A 24696-nucleotide genomic window follows, 5' to 3' on the forward strand; every position below is an offset into this window, starting at 1 on the left:
CATGATCGCGACGCGTCACGGCGTCAATTCCGGCGGTGCACTGGACGCGACATGGCGTTCAATGAATCCGATCACTCGATCGCGATACGCCACCGGATCGTACTCATACAGATCCACATGAGCCCCACCGTCGACGAGCCACAACTGCTTCGGTTCTTTTGCCGCCGCAAACATCGCCTCGGTTTCGACGGCGGTCGTGTGAGTATCCAGTTTCCCAGAAACGACAAACGTGGGGCATTCCGTCTCGCCAATTCGATCGATCGGCCGCAGTTGCGCCGGGCGGATCCCCAAACGTGGATAAAGCTGCCAAAGCAACAACGCCGACGGAAACGGTGCAAGCGGGCCGATCACCGATTCGACGCGATTGCTGATCGCGTCTTCAATATTCGGGTAAACCGATTCCAAGACGATGGCATCTAGATTCAAGGGCGACGCCAGCAGTGCCGAAGCTCCACCAAGCGAGACGCCGATGACGCCGACCTTCTCGCCGGGATAGGTTCGCCGTGCGAACTCCACTGACGCATCCGCATCATGCTTTTCCAAATGACCGAGAGTGATGTTTTGGCCGGGACTTTCGCCGTGCGATTGAAAGTCGATCATCACGACCGATATGCCGCGACAATGAAGCTCACGCGCCCGACCCAACATCGACAATCGGTTACCCCGTATCCCATGCAATAAGACAACCACGCCGTGACCGGTTTCGCCCGCCAGCGTCCAGCCTGCTAGCGAACTGCCGGATTCACTGGAAACCGAAAATTTGACCACCATCAAATCACCTGGAGGTTCGCCGAGCTCGCAGCGCTGGGGGCGGACCAAGAAGCCAGCCACCACCCATGACACGCCCAGACCGCCCATCAAAGACGCCGCCGAAGCGATCAGCCCGAAACGAAGATAACGTCTGCGTCGATTCGTCGTTGCCCGGATAGCCAATCATGCCTCACAATCGGTATCGGTGGCTTGCTTCAAGTCGTCGCGACCAAGCGTGACACGTATGCGAATCCACCAAAAATCAGCCATCTGCGAACAGCTCTTTGATGACGCCTGTCGAATCGCCAAACGTATCGGAGGCGACGCCGACACCGCGAAGCGTGCTGAGCCAAAGGTTGCACAGCGGCGTCTTGGGGTCATCCATGACGATGTGACGCCCCTGCTTGAATCCGGCCCCGCCACCGGCGATCAGTGTCGGGCAGTTCTTCAACGTGTGGACGCTGCTAAGGTTCGTTCCCATCGTAATCGCGCATTGGTCGAACAAGGTCGAACCATCGGGTTCCTTCGACGCCTTCAGCTTATCGATAAACTCGGCAAGCAGTTTCGCGTGAGCGGTGTCTCGTGACTGAGAAACGTTGCGGCGTTCCCCTTCCGAGTAATGGCTCATGCTGTGGGCGCTCATCGTCGCGCCCAGACTTTCGATCATTGAATTGACGGGCATGCGATACGAAAAGACTCGCGTCGCATCGACCTGCATGGCTGCGACCATCAAGTCATACATCATCCGAATCTCTTCGACACCTTCGAGCGACTCTTCGGGTTCGCGAATCTTGCTCGTCGGCTTCTTCTTCTCGACGCCCAACCATTTTTCTTCTTTTGACAAACGGACTTCGATCTCGCGGACCGATTCCAGGTACTCGCCCAGCTTTTCATTGTCTGACTTGCTCAACATGCGCCCGGCGGACTTGGCGTCGGACACCACGGTGTCAAGGATGCTACGTTGTTTCTGCAACCGTACCTGCTGCACAGCCAGCGGAGTGTTGTCGCCCGAGAATAATCGGTGAAACGCGGCAACAGGCGTCTCCAGCCCCGAAACCGGCTTGCCCGATCGGTTCCATGCCAGCGAGTTGCCAGGACCATGACCGTCTTCGCCGGCGCCGCGAGCCGCTAATTGAATCGACGTGAATCGAGTCTGTTCGCCAAGGACTTCGGCTGCGACTTGATCGACCGACACGGTGTTGTGAAAACTCTGGCCGGGAATCGCGTACCGGTTTGCGCCCGTCAGCCAAAACGTGCTGCCCGAGTGTCCATCGGCGGAATACTGGTGCATCAAGTTTTGAATGATCGTGATGTCACTCTTGTGTTTCTGCAGCGGCTTAAGGATCTTAGGCAATTCGTACTCGGTGCCCGTTGTCGTGACGTCGGGATACCAACGGTCGGCCGTTACACCAAAGCCCATCCCCAAAAAGACCATCCGCTTTGGCGGCGCCACCACCGCCGCGGCACTTGCAAAACGTCGATGGCCAAATGATTCAAGCATTGGAAGTGCAATCAACGCGCTGCCACTTCGCAAAAACCCACGTCGGGAAGGTTGTCGTTTTTTCATTTTGATTTTCAGTTCGGTGGCCGGCGGTATCACCATCGGGCAATTGTTCAAAGATCGATCGTGACAGGGTTACTTGCTTTGAAACGCTCTTGATTGAACGAGCGAGTGAATCAATTCGCTGATCTCGTACTGACTCGGCCGTGATTTTTCTATCATTTCATCGGCGAGATCTTGATCGGTGAATCCGTAAGGTCGGCCGAGACCGTAGCTGATCAATGATTCGGCGAATCCGCGAGCGAAGGCATCCGTTTCTTTCGCGACGGCGTCGCGAAGTTCGTGATAGTTTTCGAACGACGTACCATTGGGCATCACGCCACGAGGGTCGATCGGGAACGCCTTGGATTTAGCCTTCCGTGCTCCCGTGCTGACCAACTCCATCTCGCGCCAGCTTCCCGATGCATCAAAGTTTTCGAGACCGAATCCGATCGAGTCGATCTTCTTGTGACAGTTTGCGCACTGCGGTTGCTCTTGGTGAGCCGTACCCAACTCGCGTGCCGAAAGTACCTGTCCCGCCAATCGACTGAGTTGAGGAACGTTAGGCGGTGCCGGCGGTGGCGGATCATTCAAAAGGTGACGCAGCACCCAGGCGCCCCGCTCGACGGCCGACGAACGTTGCCCGTCCGAACCCATCGCAAGCACGGCGGCCGTACCTAACAACCCACCGCGTATCGAGTCCTTCGGTACAGGCACCGCTCGAAACTGATGACCGTCAACACCGTCGATGCCGTAGTACCCGGCAAGAACGTCATTGATCACCACGTATTCCGACTTCAGCAACGTTCCCAGCGGCAACTTCGCATCGATCATGTGATGAACTGTCTGATAAATCTCGTCGCGTGCGTTCTCTCGGACGGCATTGTCAAAGGTGGGGAACTGAACGCCGTCGTACTGGAACATCCCGAGTCGTTCCATCTGCAACCACTGGTGAACGAAGCCCTTCACGAAACGATCGGCACGTGGGTCCGCCAAAAGACGCGTGGTCTGTTGCTGCAAAACGGCAGGATCGGAAAGCCTGCCGTCGCGGGCAAGTTGATGCAGTTCCGCATCCGGCGGCGCACTCCACAGAAAGAACGACAACCGTGTTGCGAGTTCGCGATCGCTCAGTTGGGACTGGCCATTCGCCTCCATCAGATAAACGAATCGCGGTGAAGCCAGGATGATCGAGAGCGGATCGATCAGCGAATCCTTCACGCTCATCTCGCTAGCGCGGTTGGCCGTGTACAGCGACAGCAATTGATTCAGATACGTTGTGTCGGGTTCGTCGCCTCGAAAAGCCATCCTCGCAAACCGAGTGATCACCGCCTTCGCGTATTGCTCTTCGGACCAATCACTCGGTTTTGGGGGCATGATTTTGGATGCAAAATCGGTTTCGACATCATCCGCAAGCGGACCTTCCAGTTCGGCCCAATCGATCCAAACACCCGGCGGCGTGCCCATCCCGTTCTTGTCCAGGTCGATCGTCCAAAGATTTTTATCACCACGGTCTTGGTGCGACCGCTGGTGAATCCAAATCTGTTTCTTCTCGCCGACTTGATGGTCGATCGGGAACTCAATGATTTGCGGTTCGTCTAAAGTTCCGGTGACCTTCCGCCATCCCAAGTATTTACGTGCGCTTCCAAATCCAGACGAAAACTCGACGTACTGAAAACGTTCGTCGGCATCGGGATAGACTGCGGCTCGCAAGCGAACGATGTACTTGCCGTCCGCATCTTCGTTTAGATTTGGTAACTTTACCTTCGTGTAGCCGCCGTCTTTGATCGTCAGAATCAACGCAGCACCCATCTTGGTCTCGGGCTGGTCCAGATACCACTTCAGTTGCCGCAGCCATTTGGCACTATTGATACTGCTTTTCTTAGCTTCGTACTCGTCAAGGAATCCGAACTCCGAAGCCGGCTTTTCCGTTTGTGACTTCCAAGCAGCAGCACGGTCAAGCTTGTCTTGCAACTTTGCGGCCGCCGCAGCGTAGTGAGGCGTGTATTGTTCCTCGGGTTGAACACGAATGACTTTCGTTTCCACTTTCTTGCGTGGATTCAAAGCCAGTTCGAGTGCCGAATTCGCTGCGGCCAAGTACTGTTCCAGTTGATCGCTGGAGAAAAACAACGACGCTCCTTGCGTATCGAAACCCGATGTTGCTTGGTCATCGGGCAGATTGGTCACATCCGGCCGGACACCCAATAGTGACTCGATCGTATTGGCATACTCGCGGCGATTCAACCGACGCAACGTGATCTCGCCGCCCGAATCGCTTAACACGCGACGGGCGACGACCATTTCGTTCGACAAAGATTCAAGGAACGTCGACTTCTCGAGATCCGAAATCGGATCAACATCCTCCGGTGGCATTTCGCCGGAATTGATCGCGTTGAGGACCTTGGACCAAAGATCGGCCGTCGGGATGTCGCGACTGATCACAAGCGGCAACGTTTCCAAATCGACGTTGCCTTCCATCGACGAGGAGTCGTGACACTCGTAGCAGTATTTTTTGAACAGGTCGCGAGCACTTGCTGGCATCATCGCTTGATGTTCCGCAGCCGTACCATCGCTGCACGCAAACGAGAAACAGACGGCGAATGTGAATGCTGTTTTGAGATTCATAAAACGAAAGCGTCGTTGGCTTAGGGTGTCACGTCCGCTCATTTAGCCCGGGCACGTCGAACCAGTCTAAGACCGGCGCCCATCCCGTTCTCGGCATGTTGGTTTGCCCATCGACGCGGAATCGATTGTTCACTGGCACACCGCTGACGTTTGCTCGCATTTTTAGAACAAGTTTAAACGTCGACGAACGGAATGGAGTTGATTCGAATCAGACTGCGAAAGCCTAGGAAAGCCTGGGAAAGCAACGAACATTGGACCATGCAGCTTAGTCTCGGTGGGTGCTTCCAACAAGACTTCAGCGGAACGGAAACTCTCCCAGGACTCCAACTTACACACCCGCCAATTGCTCGGTGACTTCCCGCGATGACGGGCGTTGGGTCAGCACCAAGTCCTCCTCATCTTCGTCGTCGACGTGCTGGTGATCGCTGGCCAAGATCAAGTACAACGCGGGCACGACGAATAGTGTGAACAGCGTTCCCGTCGCCATTCCGACGACCAGCACCATCCCGATGCTGTTCCGGGCCGCCGCTCCGGCGCCGATCACGAACACCAACGGAAGGTGACCTAGAACCGTCGCCGCCGAAGTCATCAAGACCGGACGCAATCGAATCTTGGATGCCTCGGCAATGGCAACTCGCTTGGAGTGCCCCTGTTCACGAAGCGAATTCGCAAACTCGACAATCAGGATTCCGTTTTTGGCCACCAATCCCACCAACGTGATCAACCCGACTTGCGAGTAAATGTTGATCGTGGTGAAGTCCAAACATGTCAACGTCAAAACCGCGGTCATGGCCAAGGGAACCGAACCGAGCAAGACGATCAACGGATCGCGGAACGATTGAAACTGTGCCGCCAAAACCAAGTAGATCAATACCAACGCAAACCCAAGCGTGGTCGCAAGCTTCGACCCTTCGTTGCGGATCTGACGCGACTCGCCGGCGTAGTCCAAACTGACCGATGAACCGGCGACGTCGCGCGCGATTTCTTCGATCTTAGCCAGCCCCGTTGCCTTGGTGACTCCAGGGAACACGGCGGCAAAAATGCGTACGGCGCTCTGCTGTTGAAAACGCGACAACGTGCGAGGTGCCGTTTCGGGTTCGATCGATGCGAACGCCGAAACGGGAATCAAATCGCCGCTTGGTGCCCGGACTCGCAGGTCCATCAACGAACCGACGGATTGGCGGTCAGCGGATTCGAGTTGCGGAATCACTCGATACGATCGATTGAAAAAGTTAAATCGATTGACGTAACCGCCACCAAGCAGAATCCCCAACTCGCGCCCCACGGCGGCCTGGTCGAGCCCCAGATCGGCCAGTCGCTCGCGATCGACGATGACTCGCGCCTGGGGCAAATCGATTTTCAGATCACAGTCGGCGAACATGAACATGTTGGCTTCACGAGCCCGACGCACAATTTCGTCGGCGAGTTGCCGTTGCTGTTCGACGGGCAAATCGCTCTTCATCAATAGCTCGACGTCATAGTTGCCGGCGCCGGGCAACGGCGGTACCAACACAGGAAACGCTTCGAGGCCGGGATTCATCGCCGCCGTCATGTAGACGTCGGGCAGGATAGCTTGGGTGTTGCGATCGCGCTGGTCCCAGTCCGACGTGATCACGCCACCGAAACCGCCACCGGCCGTCACGAGGGACCACATGTATTCGGTCTCGGGAATATTCTGGAAGCCGGTGGCAAGCTGGCTCGACCAATTCGATGATGACTTGAGTGTCGAATCGGGTGACGCCGACAAGACGACCGCGATCGCGCCCTCATCTTCCACGGGGGCAAGTTCTTTTGCCGAAAACATGTAGAGCGGAACGGCTGTCATTCCCGCCAACACCGTCGCGATCGCGATAGAAAATCGCAGGTTCAGTGCCACCCCAAGCATTCGCCCGTACGCATCGCGCACGACCCCAAACAATCCGTTCACACGCCGCGTCATCCATCCTTCACGGCCACCCTCGGGAATCAAATACGCACTCATGATCGGGGACAGCGTGATGGCAACGATTCCCGATACGACCACGGCGGCGGCAAGTGTGAACGCGAACTCGCGAAACAACATGCCGGTCAATCCGCCTTGGAATCCGATCGGCGCGTAAACGGTGGCCAGTGTGATGGTCATCGCGATCACGGGACCGACCAATTCTCTCGCGCCGATGATTGCCGCCTGAATCCGACCGTGGCCCTCTTGGATATGTCGTTGGACGTTTTCGACGACCACGATCGCATCATCAACGACCAATCCGACCGCAAGCACAATGGCAAGCAACGTCAATAGATTCAGTGAAAAACCCAATAGCACCATCACCAACGTGGCGCCGACCAACGAAACCGGCATCGCAACCAAAGGCACCAGCGCCGTCCGCAGCGATCCCATAAAAAGGAAGACCACCAAGCCGACGATCATGATCGTTTCGCCGAGAGTCTTCGAAATCTCTTCTAAAGATCTTCGCATGAACTTGGTGCCGTCATACGCAAGCTGCATGTCGATGTGTGGGGGCAGTTCGGGTTGCAAGCCATCCATCGCGGCGCGCAACCTTGTCGCGACTTCGATCTCGTTCGTACCCGGCAATGGCCAGACGCTGATGTAGATCGCTTCCTTGCCACCGAACATCGCCGTGGTCAGGGCCTCTTCGCTACCCAGTTCGACTCGGGCTACGTCGGACAGCCTTACGATGTTGCCTGGTGACTCGTCCGTCGACGGCGTTTGACGAACGATCAAGTCATTGAACTCATCGATCGAACGTAGGTCTGTGTTGGTCAGCAAGTCGATTTGAACGCTGTCGCTTTTGACTTGGCCGATCGCCGCCAGAAAGTTATTCCGCTGCAGTGCCGAATACACGTCGCCCGGGGTCAGATTCAGTTCCGTCAAACGGGTTGGCGAAATCCAGACTCGCATGGCCGGCGTCTGCCCCGCTTCGATGCCGACCTTTTGGACACCCGGTAAGATCGACAATCGAGGCTGAACATTTCTGGCCAGATAGTCGGTCAATTGAGGCAGGTCAAACCGATCCGATGTGAAGCTCAAGTAGAACGATGCGTAGGGCCGGTCAGCGCGGACCAATTCGATGGTCGGTGGTTCGGCTTCGGACGGAAGTTCGCTTCGCACCTGTTGCAGGCGGGCGTTGACTTCGGCGAGTGCTTTCGTGGAATCATGATTCAAGTTCAGCCGAATCGTCACCGTGCTGATGCCGGCGATGCTGCTGGATTCGACGTAGTCGATCCCCGCGATCGACGACACCGCCCGCTCGATCGGCGTCGTCAAAAAGCCGCGCACGGTTTCGGCGCTGGCGCCAAAGTACACCGTCGAAACGGTGATCGAGGTACTCTCCAGTTTGGGGTACTGTTGGATCGGAAGCGACATCGCCGAACGCAGTCCGACCAACACTAAAATTGTGTTGACGACGATCGCGAGTACCGGATGACGAATGAATAGATCGGTGATCGATTTCATGGCGATGTCTCCATCGGTTGCTCTGATGTTGGGAGCAACAACGCGCCGGGGATGACTTTAAATGAACCGTCGGCGACGACGCGCTCGCCGATCGTCAATCCGCTGATCACGCGGTTCATCGTCCCGCCGCCACCAGCGATTTCGACGAATCGTGCCGCGGCTCGCATTGAGGGTTCACCCGCGGGTTCTTTCGCGGGTGTCATTTCGGCAACGTACACCATCGTTCCGGTGGGACCGCGGCGAACGGCCGTTGCAGGAACCGACAACGCCTCGCGCAGCGGGCCGTACTGAATCGTCACGCGAACGGAATCACCCGGCAGCAGCGAAGGCGGTGGCGAAACCAACTTGGCTCTCGCTTTGGTGGATCGTGATACAGGATCCGCCCGTGAATCGATCGCGGTGATGATAGCCTGCATGACCGGCGACGATTCGTCGATCTGCATCGCAACTTGGTCACCCACGCTGATCGCATCCGCAACGTGTGCTGGCATCGCGAAGTCGACATTCAAGAAGTCTGCGATTCCTTCCAACGTTGTGATTTCGCTTCCTTCGACCAGGTATTGCCCAATATTGAGATCGAATAATCCGACGCGGGCATCGAAGCGGGCCACGATCATTTTTCGATCAATCAACGACTTCAGTCGCTCGGTCTCGGCCTCCGCACGCGTGGTTTCAGCGATGGTCGCGTCGACTTCCTGAGCACTATTCGCATTCGCCAAACTAAGACGCTGGGCCCGTTCCATTTCCGACCGAGCCAGCTTGAGCGCCGCTCCGGCAGCCTTCAGTTCGGCGCGTTCGGTGCGATCGTCCAATCGAATCAGAACATCACCGGCGCGAACCGTTTGCCCCGGCTTGATGGCGACTTCTGTGACAACACCGGTCAACTCATTCCGCAGCCTGACCGACTTGTCGGCCAGCACTGTTCCGACCACGACAGTGTCCTGACGAAATTGGACCGGTTTGGGGTCGAACAAACGTACAGCGACCGGCATCTCGGGCGGTGGAGGCGCCGACATCGCTGTTTCGACTTGTCGAGCTTTGGTCCAAGCGATCGCTGCGATGACTGCAATGACAACAACCAACAACAGGATCGACCCGAGGAAGGTTCGCAGACGGCTTGCCCAAGTGCTTGTGGGCAGAGTTTGGTTCATGGTGTTCACTAAAAGGTTCTTGATTCTGTGTTCTTGCTTCGCTGCGTCTCGGGCCATCCCGGTCACTGATCCATCGGTTTTGTTTCCGCCTGGATCATCCGAAGCAATTGCAGCCTGACTTGATTGGCTCGCTTGGCAACGACATCTTGCGGCAGGAAGGCCGATTGCATCCAAAGTCCGTCGATCGACGTGACGATCAATTCCCTTAGAGATTTGGAGACGCCGTCGCCGCGAAGTTCATCGGCGATTCGTTGGTAATAGCCCATCGCATGATGTGTCAGCCTCCCCTGCATCAAAGCGATCATGACGGCCGAAACCTCGCGACTGCCCGTCGGGTCGCACATCATTGGCTCCCTCAACGTGAAGTTCACATATGCCTTGGTTCGCCGACCTTCCCCTCGCGGGATGGTCGCCAGATGTGAGTGAGTCTCGGCAAGGCACTGATCCGCCGAGCGAGCGATGAAGGCGTCCACCAGGGCTTCTTTGCTGGGATAGTGGTGCATCAGACCGCCCTTGCTGATGCCCGCCCGTTTGCAGACCGCGGAAAGGGTTGCGGCTGGCAATCCGCCGTCGCGAATCAATTCCATCACGGCAAATAAGATTTGGTCGATCGTCGTTTTTGCATGAGCGTCAGACATGACGTCAACCGTACCGACCGACCGGTCGGTTTACAAGCGGGAACGCCCATTCCCCCGGAACCATCGTTTCTTGAATCTGGCGTGTATAGCGCAGTATCGGGACAGCGAGACCGAAGGGCAATCACCTTCACGCAACGTGAAGCGGACGCTTGATCAGCTCAAGCCTTCGAGTCCAATCGTGTCGCTTTCGGTCGACGATCGTGACGGATCCATCACGTCGTCGATAACGACGGGCGAGGCCTCCGTTTCGCGGTCCGGCGTGTGGCTGACCAGCAAACGACGTTCGTGGTTCTCAGCCGTATCGTTGATTTGGACAATCGCTTCGTCCACAGCATCTTCGAAGGTCGTCTTTCGCGACAACGTTTGTCCAATCACATCGATGTTCGAAGTGGTACGCACGCGGGCGGACGTTTCGAATCCGCCGCTTGCGGATGAACTGCTTCGGAATCCGAGTTGGTCACCGCGAACGCCGGCCGCTGCGTAGGCGACCGTCGTTGTCGCGGTCACGTTGCCAATCGCGTCCGATCCGGCTGCGCGACCGACTGTGCCTGACGCCAGCAGATCGCGAAGTTCACGCGTCGTCAGATCGGGGTTCGCTGAGAGGGTCAGCGCCGCAAGTCCGGCGACGTGGGGCGCCGCCATGCTGGTCCCGCTAAGCGTCGCATATCGACCACCGACATACGTGCTGAAGATGCCGACACCCGGTGCATCGACTTGGACGGCTACGCTGCTGCCGACATCGTTGCTGAATCCGGCCAACGATCCGGACGAACTGTAGGCACCGACCGAAATGACGTTTTCAAGAGCGGCGCTAAACCGTGCCGGGTACCCGGGCGTCGACGACGATTCGTTGCCGGCGGCCGCAACGATAAACGAACCCGCCGCGCGAGCGTAGTCGATCGCCGATTCGATCGCCCGACTGTATCCTCCGCCAAGACTGAGATTGATGATATTCGCGCCCAAGTCGGCGGCGTATCGAATTCCGGCGGCGACATCGAAAGTGTTGCCCGACCCGTTCGCATTCAGCACACGAACCGGAAGAATCTTCGCGTCGGGTGCGACTCCGGTTGCGCCGAATCCATTATTGGCGGCTGCGATGGTTCCAGCCACGTGGGTGCCGTGTCCATTTACATCGTTGGGGTCCGCGTCGCCATCGGCGAAATCGAAACCGTGAACATCATCGATGAATCCGTTTCCGTCATCGTCGATTCCATTACCCGCGATCTCGCCGGTGTTGACGAACAGATTGCTGACTAAGTCGGGATGATCCAGATCGACGCCAGAATCAACGACGGCGACGGTGATGCCGGCGCCGGTATAGCCGGCCGCCCAAGCTTCCGGAGCATCGATCGCGTTCAAATTCCATTCGCGCGTGCCGCCAAAATATGCGACGCTGGCGAGCGATTCGGGAAGGCTTGCGTCGACTTCTTGAATCGGAGCGGGGTTCGCATTCAACGTCGCATCGATCGACAGTTGGTAACGGGTCGACCGATACGATTGAGCAACGACAACAACGAAATAGTCACCGGAATCCAGCGAAGCTGAAATCACTTCGTCACCGCGGCCGGCGCGAGTTGAATACGCCAAAAGGCGGCCGCCTGCGTCTGTCAATGCGATATCGGCATCGCGATTGAGGTTCGACAGTTCGATGTGAACCTGTGCATCGCGCTGGACCGTGAAACCGATCGTGTCGACGCGATCAAACCAATTCAACGAACCCGACAATTGGACGGCTCCATCGATCGCCCCGATGTCGGCAGCGGTCGAACGCGATGACCCTGCATCGGTTTGCGAAACGAGCCCATCGGAAAGGATCGACACTTCCGCGAAGGGCGATTCACAATCGTTGGTGATGCCGGCGGCCAACAGTCGGCGTGCTTCCAAGGGCTCGGCTCGCAAGGGACGGCGCATGGGAATCTACCTTTTGATGGCGTAAGAATAGGCGAAAAGAAGAGAGACGCATCTCTGATGATTGTTGACCGATCAGTCAATTTCGGCAAGCGAGTTTCGCCCGGCCGGATCAGTCGACGGCCAAATCCACCGCCGATGCGCCGGTGATTTCAAGAGTCTTCGGATCTTGGATATAACCGATGACTTGAGAACTCTTCATGCTGAAGTCAACGGGAAGAGCTAGTCCTGTCGTACCTTGAGCCTTTTCAATCGACAGAGTCTTGAAGGCGCAAACAACATGGGAGTGGGATAGCTTGCGGCCGGCGTTTTCACCAGAGGGAACCACGTTGGCGACAGCATTTTGAATGATAGCAATGTTGAGCAGTTTGTCGTCGAATTTTCCGTCCAGTTGGTACGACACCTCGACGCGACGCTTGGATGCATTGTGACGGGCGGTCAGCGCCACCCCAGCGGTCGATGGTCGCTCGAACGAGCGGGCGATCGCTTGATGGGCTTTCAATCGATTCGAGCCGTTGAATTCTTCCGTGCCACCGACAACCATTTGCGGCGTATACACGCGAGTACTCTTGCGGGTCGATGCATACCACCTTTGGCGATCGGAATAGGCGGCGTCGCTGTACGGATCGGTCCATCCGAGTCGGTTCCAGTAGTCGACATGAAATGAGAGTGCGTAGACGGGAAACTCGGCATGGGCGGCGGACTCGACGATTTGCCGCAGCGTCGCGTCCGCGGGCGGGCAACTGCTACATCCCTGCGACGTGAAGAGCTCGACAACGGCGAAACCTTTCGCAGCGCCACTTGATGGACGTCCCGCGCCTTCATCCGCGATGGCCGGCGACGCCAGAAACGCCAAACAGGCATAGATCAAGCCAGTGCAAAGCTTGCGGGGCTGGAGATTCCGAAATCGCATGGCAAGATTCTTCGAATTTTTTGCGTCAAGAAAAGGATGGTTCACGGCACTGCGACACCGAAACCTGCGATGTTTTCAATGTCGATGACTACATTTCACCCGCCGCTTCGTCAACAATTCGGGCTAGGCTTGGCGGACGCTTCGCGTGGTTGCGAATTAAAAACGCGTCTGAGCGAAGGTCTGCCGAAATCTAAGAACGAATCACCCCGAGAATACGAATGCGTCACCGTCAAACTCTAACAGCTCTCCTGTTTACTTTCGCTCTTGCCAGCCCCGCGATGTGCCAGGATCAAACGAGGCCGACGTTGGCGACCCAACTGGACGAAGTCGCCGCGGGTGCTGCGAAGCGATTTCCCGCGGAAGTTTTGTCAACGTTCAAAGACGGAATCAAGAATGTCAAAGCGACGGGAATCGAAGCGAACGCAATCCAAGTCGGCGATTTGGCGATCGATGCCGAGCTGACCGGATGGGACGGCAATACGATCAAGCTGAGCGAGTTGTGGAAATCCGGCCCCGTCGTTTTGATGTGGTATCGCGGCGGTTGGTGCCCCTATTGCAACCTCCAGCTTCGTGCGATGCAGAAAGAGCTTTCTGCGATCGAAGGTGCGGGTGCAAGATTAGTCGTTTTGACGCCGGAGCTTCCCGAAAAGGCAAAGGAAACGGCCGAGAGAAACGGCTTGGCAATGATCGCGTTGCATGACAAAGACAACGAATTGGCCAAGCAGTATGGAATCGCCTTTGACTTGCCGCCCGCCATCATTCCCATGTATCGCGACAAACTGAAATTGGGATCGTTCAACGGGAACGATAAGATGGAATTGCCTCTGTCGGCCACCTACGTGATCGATTCGTCGGGAAAGATCACGTATGCGTTTCTGGACGCGGACTACACGAAACGCGCCGAACCCACGGAAGTGATGGCAGCCGTGAAGGCACTGTGAGTGGCGATCGACTATAACTGAGTTCTTGTAATCCGCTGGACCAAGAACTTCTCGTTATCGCGAAAGACTCACCATTATTCGTCGTCGCACGTTTCTTCAATCCTCCGCTGCGATTGTCGCGCCGCTTGTGATCCGCAGCACATCGATAGCGGCCGATTCGCCGAGCAACCGCATCAACGTGGGTTTCATCGGAACCGGAAACCAAGGCATGGGCATGCTGAAGCGGTTCCTGGCCGCTGATCTTGGGAATGTGCTCGCGGTTTGCGATGTCAATGAAGGCAGTCACGGCTACAAAGAGCCCGACCATTTTTATGGTCGGTTGCCGGCGAAGGCGTTGGTCGAAAAGTCGAACACCGCGAAAAGCAAAAGCGGTTCGCCGGCGAAGTGCGATGCCTACGCTGATTTCCGCGATGTGTTTCGGCGCGACGATATCGATGCGTTGGTCATTGTCGTGCCCGACCATTGGCACAAGGTGGTTACCGTGATGGCTTTGGAAGCTGGCAAGGACGTTTACTGTGAAAAGCCGCTAACGTTTTCCGTTGCCGATGGTCGCGAGATGATCGACGCCGTTCGCAAAGGCAATCGGATTCTCCAAACGGGAAGCCACGAGCGTTCCAATCCGATCAGCCAGTTCGTTTGCGAAGCGGCCAAGGCCGGGAAGATCGGGCAACTGACCAAGATCATCACCAAGGTCGGCTACAACAACAAAGTGGGCCCGGGTCCGGGGTGGACCGCGATGCCGGTACCTTCGAATCTGGACTATCAAACATGGTTGGGGCCGGCACCGGATCAACCGTATCACCAAGATCGCTGCTTGTATCGGTTTCGATTCAACTACGATTACTCAGGTGGCCAAATCACGAACTTTGGCGCCCACTGCAACGACATGGCGCACTGGGGGATGGGACTGGACGTTGGTGGACCCACCGAGGTCGAGTGCTTGGATGCCAAGTTCCTTCCCGATGGCAGTTTGTTCAATACTGCGACGGAAACACGATTTCGTTGTAAGTATGCCAACGGTGTTGAGTTGATTTGCGAAAGCGGCGAGGAGCAAGTGCAGACTCGATTCGAAGGCACCGACGGTTGGTTGCAAACCGGATATCGCGGAACAACGGCATCGAATCTCGAATTGCTTGTCGGGCTTCCCGAACCGGCAACGGGCACATCGGATCCACACACGTCTCACATGGCCAACTTTATCGATTGTGTGAAGTCGCGGAATGAACCGCGAGCGCCGGTCGAAGTCGGCCATTCATCGGCCGTGCTGTGCCATATCGCCAACGCGATGATTCGGATGTTTCCCGAAACGGGTCCGGGCCGAATCGCCAAATGGGATGCCAGTGCGGAAGCGTTCACAGGCGACGATCAAGCCAACAAGATGCTGGCCCGTGAACAACGCGATCCGTTTGCTTAGGATCGTGCAGAAAAAACTACGGGACGATCACCGTGACGGTCGCGCCATCGGTGCCGACTTCGACATCGCCGGTCCACTGATATCCGTCGTGATCAACCGTGACGGTTTGCGTGCCTAGAAACGCACGCGTCAAAAACTCGCCTTCGCTGTCGGATGTTCCGTTGGCACGCGTCCACCATGTGTTGGTGACCAGGTCTTCGTACACGCGACCAGCCGGCGTCAGCTGCCAGTCTTTGGCGATCAGATGGCCGCGTGGCTTCCACATATCGCCTTCCCAGAATCCCCACTGAACAATGCCTTGGACCGCCGGGTGACTGAAACACACCGTATAGAAGTCTCGAATGTAGTCCGCTTTGGCACTGGCGTCGTCGTTATCCATGTCGAATTCGGTAATCATGATTTTGGGACTCAGCTTCGACATACGTTCGAGAATTTCTAGCAAGCGAGTCGCACCGGTCAACTCGCTGGCGAAGTGTCCCTGCAATCCGATGCCATCGATCGGTGCGCCGGCGCGGGCGAGTATTTTGAAATGACGCTCGAGGGCAGCTTGTTCGGTCTCGGTGTGGCCTCCATTCGTCAGCACAACGGTCTCGTTCAGATACAGATCACCGCTCGGATTGTGTTTGCGAGCCAGCTTGAACCAGTCGGCGGCCACTTCGACGCCGCCGACTTCGTTCATGAATTCTTCGTTGTAGCGAAGCTCGTTCGCGACGTCCCACTCCGTCACGCCGCGCGCCATGTAGGCTCGCGTTGCACGTGGGATGTGCGCATTCATCTTCTCAAGCAACTCGGGTTTGGGAATGTTGAACCACTCCGGCGGTGTCGCCGTCCATCCGGGATAAACGAGCAAGTGGCCTCGCGCGGGCATCGAATTTGCTTGTGCCCAGTCCGCCAATCGAAAGTAGTCGGCTCGCGATTTCGGATTGCGCCATCCCCAATCCGCCAGATATGCGGGCAGCGTGACGAAGTTGTATCGCTTAAGCACTTCGTCGCGATAGCGAATCGCATCCTCGGTATCGCCAAGCATCCGTCCACCGACAAATGTTCCGAATCGCCATGCGTGTCGTTTTTGAACGATGGCAATATCGGCATCGACAACGGGTTTGCCTTCGGCATCGATAACATTGATCGCAATCGGGCGTTTGCGAATCTGTTCAATTCGTGAATCGGCGTCTTTACGCCAAGCAGCGTCGATTTCTCGCCCGGGCCAAGTGATTCCATCGACGGCCAATTGGTCGGTGGGCGTGTCCGGCGGGAACACATCAAGCGAAACGCTGTAGATCTCGACGACTTGAGCCTTTGCGGCCAGATGGACACTCAGGATGAATTCACCGGGCTCAAAATCACCGGGGCTGATGACGCTGCGCCGGAAGGTTTGCAGTTCGGTTGTCGGATGGATGCGTCCACCTTCGCTGCCCTTTTTTTCCGGTACCGATGATTCGGCATAGACACCGACATCGCCGACATCGGTTCGCTCGCCGGTGATACGAAGACGCAGCGAATACGCCAACAGATCACCCTTGCGAATGCGGCCGGTGTTGGCGGGTGAATGGTGTAAAACGGACCAATTTTTCTCGCCCTGTTCAGGCACGTCGACACGAAGTGCGGCGGAGCCGTCGGCGCGGCGGACGATCGATTTTGTACCCCGATCGCCGAGAAAGACCTTCATCTGATCAGGCGGAATCGGCGAGATGATGGTATGGCCCTGGTTTTTCAGTTCCGGGCTGTCGGGATCCTGAGCGCTGCGATCCTGAGCGCTGGGATCCTGAGCGCTGGGATCCTGAGCGCTGGGATCCTGAGCAGTGACTTCACCGACCAGCAAACAGATCAGCAGCACGGCCACATTCGTCGTAACACTGAAAACGGACTTCGAATTCATGAAGTACTTTCGAATGAAGGGCAATCGAAGGCTGGACGAACGGATCGTTCTGCCGCTCTTCGTCGGCGTCAAGCTTTGTTGCCGAACGTGACGTGTGGAACGCCAAGGGCTTTGCTCCACACGGCATCGAGCGAGGCAAGGGACTCGTTGATCGCGGTATGGCTGATCGAATGGGAAAGGCCATCGAAACGCTCAATCGTTTCGTCCAGTTGTTGCTTGACCCACTGGATCAGCGCAGGATCTTGAGTCGAGCGACTGGTTTTGAATCCCATTCGTGCGGCGTTCGTTTGAAGTTGCGCTTCGTCTGCCTTGTCCAAGATCGGATCGCACCAATCGTCGATGGCCACGCCGGAGGCTCCCAAAGCGATCAGCTTGACGGCGTCGTCGGCCGTGATCTCGCCGGGCACGATCCATAGCGGCAATTCGGGGACGCCTTCGTGCTTCATCCATTGCCGAGCCCTGCGAGTCATTGCTGCGATCGCAAGTCCATCCAAGTCGTCGTCATCGGCTCTCAGAATGACTCCGTCGGGTTGTTGTTTGATCACCTGCGGCAATTCTTGATCGAGTCGATAGGGTGACATCGAAACAAAGACCGCTGCGTTTGGCGACAATTCGCGAATCTGGCCCAGCTTTGAACTCAAGTGCGCAAGCGATTGCACATCGGGCGGGAACGTTGCCGCCGGCACCCAACCACCACCGGCCAGCGGTTGGTCATCCGCCGTGGCTTCCCATCTTGCGATTTGCTCGGGCGAATACGCGAAGCGTCCCGTTTCGTCACGAGCGACGGTCAAGCGAACATCGATGATGGTCGCACCATCAAAGTCGCTTGGCACCAATCCGTACCGTTCGGGTCGGTAGGGAACGATGCGAGGTAGACTTTGCAGTGCGCATGAGTCGGCGGATTTGACGGATTCTTCGCCCACAAAATGCGCTGAATGGAATGCCGAGGTGCTGCCGTAACCCGCAACGTCACGCTGCAACAACGAAACGGGAATTCCATATTGTGCGACGGCGCGAGCGACCACGTCGGCCGAATCCACATCGACCCAATGCCACGGCGGATCGTACCAAAACAGTGGCCGGCGGATCGGAACTTCGACACCATCGACTCGTTTGATTGCACGAACAAACGATTGCGTCGGAGCACACGTCCACGGCGTTCCGGTGGCAGGCGGCACCAGGGTGAGCGATGCGAACCGAGATTTTTTCTGAGAGGAATCCATATTTGTGCCGGTAAAGAGTTGGGCGAACTAGCGCCACTTGGGGTTCACTTCGCCCCGACTGGCTTCCTCGGCGATCAACATTGCTTCGGGAACAATTCGCCGAAATTCTTTGGCATCTCCACGAATCGATGCGTTGATCAGCAACAACCCCAGTCGCAATTGCTCTCGCTTCCGTAGCGGCGCCTCGACGACTCCATCGGCCAGGCTTTTTGCCTTGCCTCGCATGAATACCGTTACGTTGCTCATCGCGTCGCCGACACGTTCGCCTGCGTCGCCTCCGATGACGATCATGCCACCCAGTGCACCCACGCCGCATTCGTCGCCAACATTGCCGCGGACGAAGATGTTACCGCCTCGCATCGCCGCCCCACATCGGTCGCCGGCCGATCCATAGACGGCAAGCGTTCCACCCGACATGGTGGCTCCTGCGCCAACGCCCGCGTCGCCGCGAATGCGAACGGCGCCGCTGACCAAGCCTTCCGCAATTCCGTTTCCCACCGAACCGGTCAAACGCACATCAAGCTGGCCACACCAAGCGAACGCGTAATCGCCCAGTGGTCCGTCGACTTGAATCCGAACCGGATGGTCGATCCGCATCATTGCATAATGCTGGCCCGCAGCACCGACGATCTGGACCTGGGTCAGCTTCTCGTCGTCGGGCGCGGCTTGAACCGAAAGGATCGATGTTCGCAATCGTTCGTTTCCGAGTTCCTGGATCAAGAACGTATGATCCGGCGACGAAAGTATATCGCCCGCGGACGAAGGTGTTTCGGCTCTGTTTGCGGGATCGCCAGTCATGACGGGTAAACCGATGGAACGAACGACAAATTAGAGGCTGGTGCTAAGAAATGTCCGCAAGACACCGCGAACAATCGCTTCCATCTTAACCTCTGCAGCGCGACCAGCGTGCAGCACTTCCTCATGATTTGCTTTTACCGCTTGGTCGGGGTTGGCAACGTTGCTGACCATGGACAGCCCAAGGATCCGCATCCCCAGCGATGAAGCCGCCAATACTTCGGGTACGGTGCTCATTCCGACCACGTCGGCGCCGATCCGACGCATCATCCGATATTCGGCGCGCGTTTCGTAGTTGGGGCCCAGTGTTGCGAGGTACGTTCCCGGATAGGCGTCGAAGCCTTCCCGGATCGCGACCCCCAAGGCCGTGGCGGAAAGAATTGGATCGTAAGTGTTCGCCGGCCGAGTGAAATGTGGCGGATCGAGCTGAACGCTCCTTTCACGGTTCGAAGCGTCTTCACGGTCGACAACGTGCGGGCCCATCAAGTTGATGTGATCTTGAATCACGACGATGTTGCCGACGCGCAACTTGGGGCTGACACCGCCAGCCGCGTTGCTGACGATCAGCGATCTGCATCCCAGCGAGTGCATCACTGCGACCGGGAACGCGACTTCGGTGTTCGACCAACCCTCGTAACGGTGAAAACGTCCCGCCATCGTTACGACCGGCACCGATTCGATTGTGCCCAGAATCAACTGGCCCCGATGGCCGGCGGCGGTTGATGTGCCGAAGCCGGGGATATCGTGAAAGGGAATGGCCGTGGGCGATTCGATCTTTTCGGCCAAGCCACCCAGTCCGCTGCCCAGGATGATGGCCACGACCGGACGCAGATCGTGTTCGGAACGGATGAAGTCGGCAGCTTTCGTTGTGAGCATGAAATCAGGCGATCCGAGTCTGGCCGACTTCCCCGACGATGCCTTTGACGACCGACACCAATCGCGGCGCCGCTTCATTGGCGGTTGCGATGATCTCGTCGACGTTCGCGGGCTTCAACGCGTCGGCCAAACACATGTCGGTGATCACGCTCAGCCCGATCGTCTTCAATCCACAATGGACGGCAACGATCGTTTCGGGAACCGTGCTCATGCCAACCACGTCGGCCCCGATCGTTCGCAGGAACCGATATTCGGCGCGGGTTTCCAAGTTCGGACCGGCGACGGCAACGAACACTCCTTTGTGCAGCCCCTGGCCTAGATCTCGCCCGATTTGGATGACTCGATCGACCCACATTGGATCGTAGCATTCGCACATATCAGGAAAACGCGGTCCCAGTCGATCGTCGTTGATGCCGATCAACGGGTTGTCACCCATCAAGTTGATTTGGTCTTCGATGACCATGATGTCGCCCCCGCGATAGTACGGATTCAATCCGCCACATGCGTTGCTGACGATCATCAGTTCGCAGCCGAGTTCTTTGAAGACGCGCACGGGTAACGTGATCTGTTTCAGCGGGTACCCCTCGTACATATGAAACCGTCCCTCCATCGCGACGACGGGTACGCCGGCAAGCTTCCCACACACCAAACGTCCGCGGTGGCTGGTTGCCGTCGATGTCGGAAAGTGGGGGATATCGCCGTACTCGATCGACGCCTCGACGTCGATCTCTTCCACAATTCCGCCCAGCCCGGTTCCCAGGATGATGCCGACTTTGGGGATGCTGGAAAACTGACTGCGAATCGCGGCGGCGGATTCCTGGATTTTGTCGTAGAGGTCAAGCATGGCGGATGGGCGATCGAAGCATGAACGGAAACAAGAGACACGTGGAATGCGAACACGAAAATTAGACCACGACAAGGATAATGATTGTAGCGGTGTGTCGGGGATGCTGATCATCGCCTGTTCACCAGCCTGCCACCCATCCGCTACAACAGAGCGCAACCATGTGTCTTTGAAACCTGTCACCAGATCTTTGAAACCATCGCTCCCATGCCCGCACCAAGCCCCGAAGTTTTCGAGAAGCTCGCTTCGTTCTACCTAGGCCGTCACTACGACTTGACCGGCGGCGTCTTGAAGGACGACCTGCTGATGTATGACGCAAAAGACCTTTGCACGCACGCGATGTGTGTCGGAATGACGGGCAGCGGCAAGACGGGCTTGTGTCTATCGCTTCTTGAAGAAGCCGCCATCGACGGGATTCCGGCAATTTGCGTTGATCCCAAGGGCGACTTAGCGAACTTGCTATTGACGTTTCCCGATATGCGTCCCGAAGATTTCAAGCCGTGGTTGGAACAGGCCGATGCAGCTCGCAAGGGAAAAACGCTTGACGAGTTGGCGACCGACACTGCCGGAATGTGGAAAAAGGGACTCGCGTCGTGGGGCCAAACGCCGGAACGAGTTCGCAAGTTCAAGGACGCTGTCGATATCGCCGTCTACACGCCGGGCAGCAACACGGGACTGCCATTAACGGTGCTCAAAAGCTTCGATGCGCCGCCGAAGGAAATGCTCGGCGACAGCGACGCGATGCGCGAACGTGTCACCGGCGCAGCGTCGGGGCTTTTAACGCTACTGGGCATCGAAGCGGACCCGCTGCTTTCCCGCGAACACATTTTGATCTCATCGATTTTCGACCACTGCTGGCGAGAGGGCCGCAATGTTTCGATTGGCGACTTGATCGGCTTGATCCAATCGCCGCCGCTGAAGCGAGTCGGCGTGTTGGATTTGGATTCGTTCATGTCGGCCGCGGATCGGTCGAAGTTGGCGATGACGCTGAACAACCTGCTGGCGTCACCGGCCTTTTCAACGTGGTTGGACGGCGAGCCGCTGTCGATCAAAAATCTGCTGTATACGCCGGAGGGCAAGCCGCGGCTGACGATTCTGTCGATCGCCCACCTGAGCGACAGCGAGCGGATGTTTTTCGTCACGATCTTGTTGAATGAATTGCTCGCGTGGATGCGAACGCAGAGCGGCACCAGTTCGTTGCGTGCGATGTTCTATATGGACGAAGTCGCCGGGTATTTTCCGCCCGTTAAGAATCCGCCGACGAAGCCACCGATGTTGACGCTGCTCAAACAAGCCCGCGCATTCGGATTGGGCATCACGTTGGCGACCCAGAACCCCGTCGATTTGGATTACAAGGGTTTGTCCAACATCGGCACCTGGTTCTTGGGACGATTGCAAACCGAACGAGACAAGGCGCGCGTGCTGGAAGGACTCGAAGGCGCGGCAGTCCAGTCGGGCAAGCCGTTCGACCGAAACCGAATGGAACAAATGCTGGCCTCGCTGGGCAATCGCGTCTTTCTAATGAACAACGTTCACGATGACGGCCCCAGTGTGTTTCAGACTCGTTGGGCGATGTCGTTCTTGGCGGGTCCCCTTGCGCGTGACCAGATCGTGCGGCTGATGGCGGATCGCAAATCCAAAATGGAGAAAGCGACGACTGACCAAGGCGAATCGGTCCAAGGACAATCGGCGACTCCGTCACGTCCGGTCGCTCCCCAAGGCGTCGAAGAAAAGTTCTTGGCACCGATGGTCGTTGCGGCGAGTGATTCACGCTTGGTGTATCGACCGTCCATTTATGCCGAAGGATCGCTGCACTATGTTCGCAGTAGCGCCGACGTGGATACCTGGATCGACGAAAAACGGATCATGTCCTGCGCTAACGGCGTGCCCGACGACTTGTGGGAAACCAGTAAGCCCATGCCGGTCGACGCGGACGTTTCCAGCGAACCCGACGCGGAATACCAGTTCGCCGATCTGCCTACCGAAATGCTAAGCAAGTCCAACTTCGGATCGTTCGAGAAAAAGTTCAAGGACTATCTGTACCGTCACCACACGATGACTTTGTACAAGGGTCCGCTGATCAAGGAATACGCGCCGGCCGGATCGACAGAAATAGAAGCTCGCAACCACTTCAAACAGTCGGCCCGGGAAGCGCTCGACATGGAAACCGAAAAATTGCGAGACAAATACGCGAGCAAGATGAAGGCCATCAACGACAAGATGCAAACTGCGCAAGATCGCGTGGACCGCGAAGCCGAGCAATACAATCAGGCGAAAATGTCATCGATCATTTCGGTCGGCGCGTCGATCTTGGGTGCGTTTTTGGGCAACAAGGTCGCTAGCCGCACCAACGTGTCAAAAGTTTCGACGGCGGCGCGAGGCGCCAGCCGCGCCGCGCAACAACGAAGCGACGTTGTTCGCGCTGAAGAGACTCTGAAGCAATTGGCGATGGACATGCAAGATCTTGACGCGGAACTGAACGAAGAACTGAAGGCGTTGGGCGACAAGTATCGAGTCGAGGATTGGGAGCTCGAATCGTTGACGATCCCTCCGCGAAAAAGCGATTTGAAGGTCACCGACCCGATCATCCTGTGGACCCCCTGGCAAGTCGATGGAAGCGGAATCGCTACGCCGATGTATTGAGGGTCCGATGTATTGAGGGGTCAGGCGGATTGGGCGTTAGCCTCGCAGTTGCTCTAACTTCGCGGTCGCCATACCGGCATCGATGCTGCGAGCCGCAAGCGTAACCCCTTCACCGACGTTGGCTACTTTGCCAACCAACAACAGCGCCGCCGCCGTCCCCGCCAGGACCGCGTCGCGCGTGGGTCCCGGTTCGCCCGCGAAGATCCGCGAGATGATTGATGCACTCTCGGCGGGGTCGATCGCTGCCAAAGCGTCGGCCGTGCAAGGCGAAAGCCCAAAGTCCTGCGGTGACCAAGTCAGCGTCTTCTTGCCTTCGGTTTGGACTTCGATGGCGGTCGTGACTCCATCGAGCGAGACTTCGTCTTGACCGTCCGACGCGTGGATCACGAATGATCGTGTGGTGCCAAGCTGGGCGATCGCCGCGGCGACCTTCGCTTGTGCATCGGGCGACGACGTGCCGAGCAATTGGTGGGTGGCGCCGGCCGGGTTGCAAAGCGGTCCCAACAAGTTGAACAGCGTCTTGACGCCCAACTTGCGACGTACTCCGACGACGTGCCGCATGGCTGGGTGCAACTTGGCGGCGAAACAGAAACAAATACCGATCGCATCCAATCGCTCGGCGACCGCGTCGGCATCCGATTCGATCCGTACGCCCAGTTCTTCCAAGACATCGGCCGATCCGGTACGGCTAGTCGCTTTTCGGTTGCCATGCTTGGCCACGGCGACACCGCTGGCGGCGGCCACGATCGCGACAGCGGTGCTGATATTGAACGTGCCGCTACCGCTGCCGCCGGTGCCACAGGTATCCAAAAGGACATCGTGTTTGTGAGGTATCCGCGTCATATGTCGCCGCATCGCGCGGGCCGCACCGACCAGCTCGGATACGGATTCCCCCTTGGCCCGCAGTGCCAACAGCAATTCGGCGACGACATCATCGCCGGCTTCGCCCCTCAGCATTGCGTCGATCAGGTCGCTGGTCTGGTCGACCGAGAGATCTTCGCCTGCGACGGCCTGGCGGATGGCGGCTGGGAAAGCGGAATGAGCGTTTTCGGACATCGGCGGATGGTCGTCGTTGGTGGTGGCGGACGGCAGAGAAAGGAAAGCG

At 57.2% G+C, this 24696-nt stretch carries 17 protein-coding genes; 3 read left to right on the top strand and 14 right to left on the bottom strand.

Annotation, left to right across the window (positions count from 1 at the left end; genetic code table 11):
- Positions 1-15 precede the first annotated feature (15 nt).
- From Poly51_RS06635 to Poly51_RS06670, 8 genes are all read right to left on the bottom strand, one after another.
- A complete protein-coding gene (locus Poly51_RS06635; protein ID WP_146455628.1) occupies positions 16-933 on the bottom strand; it encodes an alpha/beta hydrolase in 918 nt (305 codons plus the stop codon).
- 79 nt (positions 934-1012) lie between these two features.
- Entirely contained in the window at positions 1013-2317 is a 1305-nt protein-coding gene (locus Poly51_RS06640; RefSeq protein ID WP_146455630.1) for a DUF1552 domain-containing protein, read from the bottom strand.
- A 69-nt stretch (positions 2318-2386) separates the two neighbouring features.
- Positions 2387-4912 carry a DUF1592 domain-containing protein gene (locus Poly51_RS06645; protein ID WP_146455632.1) on the bottom strand — a complete coding sequence of 842 codons (2526 nt, stop codon included), beginning with the start codon at positions 4910-4912 and terminating at the stop codon, positions 2387-2389.
- Between the two features lie 328 nt (positions 4913-5240).
- Complete coding sequence (locus Poly51_RS06650; protein WP_146455634.1) at positions 5241-8366, bottom strand: efflux RND transporter permease subunit; 3126 nt, start codon at positions 8364-8366, stop codon at positions 5241-5243.
- Entirely contained in the window at positions 8363-9517 is a 1155-nt protein-coding gene (locus Poly51_RS06655) for an efflux RND transporter periplasmic adaptor subunit (RefSeq protein ID WP_186775388.1), read from the bottom strand. The genes Poly51_RS06650 and Poly51_RS06655 overlap by 4 nt, the downstream gene beginning before the upstream one ends.
- A gap of 62 nt (positions 9518-9579) precedes the next feature.
- On the bottom strand, positions 9580-10155 hold the full coding sequence (locus Poly51_RS06660) for a TetR/AcrR family transcriptional regulator (RefSeq protein WP_146455638.1): 576 nt from the start codon (positions 10153-10155) through the stop codon (positions 9580-9582).
- A 153-nt stretch (positions 10156-10308) separates the two neighbouring features.
- Positions 10309-12066, bottom strand: coding sequence for a S8 family peptidase (locus Poly51_RS06665; RefSeq protein ID WP_146455640.1), 1758 nt, complete (start codon positions 12064-12066; stop codon positions 10309-10311).
- A 109-nt stretch (positions 12067-12175) separates the two neighbouring features.
- Positions 12176-12976, bottom strand: coding sequence for a DUF1223 domain-containing protein (locus Poly51_RS06670; RefSeq protein ID WP_146455642.1), 801 nt, complete (start codon positions 12974-12976; stop codon positions 12176-12178).
- A 278-nt stretch (positions 12977-13254) separates the two neighbouring features.
- Between Poly51_RS06670 and Poly51_RS06675 the strand changes: the two genes are divergently transcribed.
- Together Poly51_RS06675 and Poly51_RS06680 are read left to right on the top strand one after the other, a co-directional pair.
- A complete protein-coding gene (locus Poly51_RS06675) occupies positions 13255-13917 on the top strand; it encodes a peroxiredoxin-like family protein (RefSeq protein WP_146457183.1) in 663 nt (220 codons plus the stop codon).
- Positions 13918-14125: 208 nt separating this feature from the next.
- Positions 14126-15331, top strand: a complete 1206-nt coding sequence (locus Poly51_RS06680; protein WP_146455644.1) for a Gfo/Idh/MocA family protein — start codon at positions 14126-14128, stop codon at positions 15329-15331.
- Between the two features lie 16 nt (positions 15332-15347).
- Here Poly51_RS06680 and Poly51_RS06685 read toward each other — a convergent pair whose 3' ends face one another.
- The 5 genes from Poly51_RS06685 to Poly51_RS06705 form a co-directional block, all read right to left on the bottom strand.
- Positions 15348-17210 carry an endo-1,4-beta-xylanase gene (locus Poly51_RS06685; RefSeq protein WP_146455646.1) on the bottom strand — a complete coding sequence of 621 codons (1863 nt, stop codon included), beginning with the start codon at positions 17208-17210 and terminating at the stop codon, positions 15348-15350.
- Between the two features lie 68 nt (positions 17211-17278).
- Entirely contained in the window at positions 17279-18433 is a 1155-nt protein-coding gene (locus tag Poly51_RS06690) for a hypothetical protein (protein ID WP_146455648.1), read from the bottom strand.
- 27 nt (positions 18434-18460) lie between these two features.
- On the bottom strand, positions 18461-19231 hold the full coding sequence (locus Poly51_RS06695; RefSeq protein ID WP_146455650.1) for a tributyrin esterase: 771 nt from the start codon (positions 19229-19231) through the stop codon (positions 18461-18463).
- A 30-nt stretch (positions 19232-19261) separates the two neighbouring features.
- Complete coding sequence (locus Poly51_RS06700) at positions 19262-20104, bottom strand: purine-nucleoside phosphorylase (protein WP_186775390.1); 843 nt, start codon at positions 20102-20104, stop codon at positions 19262-19264.
- 4 nt (positions 20105-20108) lie between these two features.
- The gene (locus Poly51_RS06705; protein WP_146455654.1) at positions 20109-20948 is read right to left on the bottom strand and encodes a purine-nucleoside phosphorylase; all 840 of its coding nucleotides are present in this window, start codon (positions 20946-20948) and stop codon (positions 20109-20111) included.
- A gap of 207 nt (positions 20949-21155) precedes the next feature.
- Between Poly51_RS06705 and Poly51_RS06710 the strand changes: the two genes are divergently transcribed.
- Positions 21156-23591 (top strand): ATP-binding protein, encoded by a 2436-nt coding sequence (locus Poly51_RS06710; protein ID WP_146455656.1) that lies wholly within the window; start codon positions 21156-21158, stop codon positions 23589-23591.
- Between the two features lie 36 nt (positions 23592-23627).
- Here the strand turns inward: Poly51_RS06710 and trpD are convergent, their stop codons facing one another.
- Positions 23628-24647, bottom strand: a complete 1020-nt coding sequence (gene trpD, locus Poly51_RS06715; RefSeq protein ID WP_146455658.1) for an anthranilate phosphoribosyltransferase — start codon at positions 24645-24647, stop codon at positions 23628-23630.
- Positions 24648-24696 lie beyond the last annotated feature (49 nt).

This window comes from Rubripirellula tenax (genome assembly GCF_007860125.1).
GTDB lineage: Bacteria > Planctomycetota > Planctomycetia > Pirellulales > Pirellulaceae > Rubripirellula > Rubripirellula tenax.

What these genes read in the sequence shown, in the direction of transcription:
- Poly51_RS06690 (WP_146455648.1), bottom strand. Translation starts at nt 18,433, where the DNA reads ATGGATTCCTCTCAGAAAAAATCTCGGTTCGCATCGCTCACCCTGGTG.
- Poly51_RS06710 (WP_146455656.1), top strand. Translation starts at nt 21,156, where the DNA reads ATGCCCGCACCAAGCCCCGAAGTTTTCGAGAAGCTCGCTTCGTTCTAC.
- Poly51_RS06685 (WP_146455646.1), bottom strand. Translation starts at nt 17,210, where the DNA reads ATGAATTCGAAGTCCGTTTTCAGTGTTACGACGAATGTGGCCGTGCTG.
- trpD (WP_146455658.1), bottom strand. Translation starts at nt 24,647, where the DNA reads ATGTCCGAAAACGCTCATTCCGCTTTCCCAGCCGCCATCCGCCAGGCC.
- Poly51_RS06655 (WP_186775388.1), bottom strand. Translation starts at nt 9,517, where the DNA reads ATGAACCAAACTCTGCCCACAAGCACTTGGGCAAGCCGTCTGCGAACC.
- Poly51_RS06680 (WP_146455644.1), top strand. Translation starts at nt 14,126, where the DNA reads ATGGGCATGCTGAAGCGGTTCCTGGCCGCTGATCTTGGGAATGTGCTC.
- Poly51_RS06705 (WP_146455654.1), bottom strand. Translation starts at nt 20,948, where the DNA reads ATGCTTGACCTCTACGACAAAATCCAGGAATCCGCCGCCGCGATTCGC.
- Poly51_RS06675 (WP_146457183.1), top strand. Translation starts at nt 13,255, where the DNA reads ATGTGCCAGGATCAAACGAGGCCGACGTTGGCGACCCAACTGGACGAA.
- Poly51_RS06645 (WP_146455632.1), bottom strand. Translation starts at nt 4,912, where the DNA reads ATGAATCTCAAAACAGCATTCACATTCGCCGTCTGTTTCTCGTTTGCG.
- Poly51_RS06650 (WP_146455634.1), bottom strand. Translation starts at nt 8,366, where the DNA reads ATGAAATCGATCACCGATCTATTCATTCGTCATCCGGTACTCGCGATC.
- Poly51_RS06660 (WP_146455638.1), bottom strand. Translation starts at nt 10,155, where the DNA reads ATGTCTGACGCTCATGCAAAAACGACGATCGACCAAATCTTATTTGCC.
- Poly51_RS06640 (WP_146455630.1), bottom strand. Translation starts at nt 2,317, where the DNA reads ATGAAAAAACGACAACCTTCCCGACGTGGGTTTTTGCGAAGTGGCAGC.
- Poly51_RS06700 (WP_186775390.1), bottom strand. Translation starts at nt 20,104, where the DNA reads ATGCTCACAACGAAAGCTGCCGACTTCATCCGTTCCGAACACGATCTG.
- Poly51_RS06670 (WP_146455642.1), bottom strand. Translation starts at nt 12,976, where the DNA reads ATGCGATTTCGGAATCTCCAGCCCCGCAAGCTTTGCACTGGCTTGATC.
- Poly51_RS06665 (WP_146455640.1), bottom strand. Translation starts at nt 12,066, where the DNA reads ATGCGCCGTCCCTTGCGAGCCGAGCCCTTGGAAGCACGCCGACTGTTG.
- Poly51_RS06695 (WP_146455650.1), bottom strand. Translation starts at nt 19,231, where the DNA reads ATGACTGGCGATCCCGCAAACAGAGCCGAAACACCTTCGTCCGCGGGC.